The 2,006-nt window shown below is 68.2% G+C and carries 2 protein-coding genes and 1 pseudogene; 2 read left to right on the top strand and 1 reads right to left on the bottom strand.

The annotated features are described in order from the left end of the window. Nucleotides 1-546: periplasmic heavy metal sensor (locus G3N99_RS38765; protein WP_174941679.1), on the bottom strand; the 546-nt coding region annotated here is incomplete at its 3' end. Between the two features lie 224 nt (nucleotides 547-770). Here G3N99_RS38765 and G3N99_RS38760 point away from each other — a divergent pair. Both G3N99_RS38760 and G3N99_RS38755 read left to right on the top strand, forming a co-directional pair. Continuing rightward, the gene (locus G3N99_RS38760) at nucleotides 771-1,496 is read left to right on the top strand and encodes a response regulator (RefSeq protein WP_009693256.1); all 726 of its coding nucleotides are present in this window, start codon (nucleotides 771-773) and stop codon (nucleotides 1,494-1,496) included. Continuing rightward, a pseudogene (locus G3N99_RS38755) lies at nucleotides 1,480-2,006 on the top strand (two-component sensor histidine kinase); the annotation flags it as partial. The gene G3N99_RS38760 and the pseudogene G3N99_RS38755, both read left to right, overlap by 17 nt.

The raw sequence follows: 2,006 nt of genomic DNA, 5'->3' as shown, positions 1-2,006 counted from the left end.
CTGCGCCGGTGCCGACGCGGCCTTGGCCGCGCGATGCTGCTCCCAGCGCTCCTTCATCTTCTCGTGGCGCTGTTCCATCTTGGCGAACTGCTGCTTCAGCGCCGTGCTGACCATCGTCTTCTGCTGGTCGTTCAGCCCGTTGTAGAACGTGAGCCACGCGGCGGACGTCTGCTCGCGCAGTTGCGCGTTCTGCGACTCGGCCTGCTGGCGCGCCGAGTGCATTGCGCTCAGGTCGAGGATCGGCTGGTTCTGCTGCGCCTTGAACTGCTCGCGCATCTGCTCGTGGCTCTTGCGCATCGCGTCACGATTCTGTTTCATCGTGTTGACGGCCGCCTGCCATTGCTGTTCCTGCGACGCGTTGAGCTTCAACTGGCCGTGCAGTTTCATGATCGCGCCGAACGGGCCGCCTTCGTGCCCGCCGTGCATCTGGTGGGCGCCGGGGCCGCCCGGCGGCGGCGTATCGGCCGATTGGGCATGCGCGGTGCCGAATGCGAGAGCGAGCACGGTGGCGGCAGCGATGGCCACGCGGGAAGTCTTCTTATACATTTCAGAAACTCCTTGTATCCAAAGGGTCCGGCGATGCGGTGCGGGGAAAGTCGCGTGCCGCATCCGGTAAGACGCAGGTTAGCGATGCAGGCCGCGGCCGGTGTTACGTGGGGCGGTGGCTGGGTTACCGGGCATTACAGTTCCCTTGCGCGGTAACCCGCAGTAACCCTTTCGTCCCTTTGTTTCGTTCTTTGACTCCGCCCTCGCGCGGTAAACTTCGAGCCATGACTACCCAGATCCTCATCGTCGACGACGACCAAGAACTCCGAGACCTGCTGCGCGACTACCTCGTGCGCCAGGGGATGGAAGTGTCCGTGCTGCACGACGCGGCGACGCTCGAGAAGCGCCTCGAGCGCGAGCGGCCCGACCTGATCGTGCTGGACCTGATGATGCCGGGCGTCGACGGCCTGACCGCGCTGCGCCAGTTGCGCGCGGCCGGCGACGACATCCCCGTGATCATGCTGACCGCCCGTGCGGACGACGTCGACCGCATCGTCGGCCTCGAGCTCGGCGCGGACGACTACCTCGGCAAGCCGTTCAACCCGCGCGAGCTGCTCGCGCGCGTGCAGGCCGTGCTGCGCCGCCGCCGCGCGACGCCGTCGGCCGCGGCGCCCGAACAGCGCGAGCCGTTCGCGTTCGGCCGCTTCGTGCTCGACTTCCAGGCGCGCACGCTGTCGGTCGACGGCAAGCCGGCCACGCTGTCGAGCAGTGAATTCGCGCTGCTGAAGATCTTCGTGAACCATGCGCTGCGCACGCTCACGCGCGAGCGGCTGCTCGAGCTGCTGCACGGGCCCGAGTACGACGGTACCGACCGCGGCATCGACGTCCAGGTGTGGCGCCTGCGCCGCATCCTCGAAACGGATCCGTCGACGCCGCGCTTCATCCAGACGGTCCGCGGGCGCGGCTATGTGTTCGTGCCCGACGGCGAGGCCCATGCGCAAACCCATTGATTCGCTGTTCGGGCGGCTGGCGCTACTCGTCGTCGGTGTCCTGCTCCTGTCGCACTTCGCGTGGTTTTTCGCGATGCGGCTCGAGCGCAGCCAGATGCAGACGCGTTACGCGGTCGAAGAGGCCGCGTTCCTGGTCGACGCGGTGCGCCAGCACGTCGAGCGCACGCCTGACCAGCCGCTGCCGTCGCGTGTGCGGCTCGTGACGCCGGACAGCACCGACGTGCCGAATGGCGACCCGTCGAACCTGCCGGCGCCGCTCAAGCGGTTCCGAGACGACGTGAGCGAGCGGATGCCGCCCGGCACGCGCGTCGAGATCGGCGCGCCCGGCCATCCGCCGGTGCTGTGGGTGAAGGAGCCGACCGACCGCAACTGGATCGTGGTGCCGGTGCAGCCGCTGCGGCCGCCGCGCTCGCTCGACCGGATGCTGCTGTGGCTCGGCACGATCTTCTCGGCCGGCGTGATCGCCGCGCTGTTCGCGGCCTGGCAGCTGCAGCAACCGCTGCGTTCGCA

Source organism: Burkholderia sp. Ac-20392, assembly GCF_017104585.1.
In the GTDB taxonomy this organism is placed as follows: domain Bacteria; phylum Pseudomonadota; class Gammaproteobacteria; order Burkholderiales; family Burkholderiaceae; genus Burkholderia; species Burkholderia lata.
Note: the sequence above shows the minus strand (reverse complement) of the source record. Positions and strands in the feature narration are given on the sequence as shown.

Excerpts from the sequence above, each read along its gene's own strand:
- G3N99_RS38760 (WP_009693256.1), top strand. The coding sequence starts at position 771 with ATGACTACCCAGATCCTCATCGTCGACGACGACCAAGAACTCCGAGAC.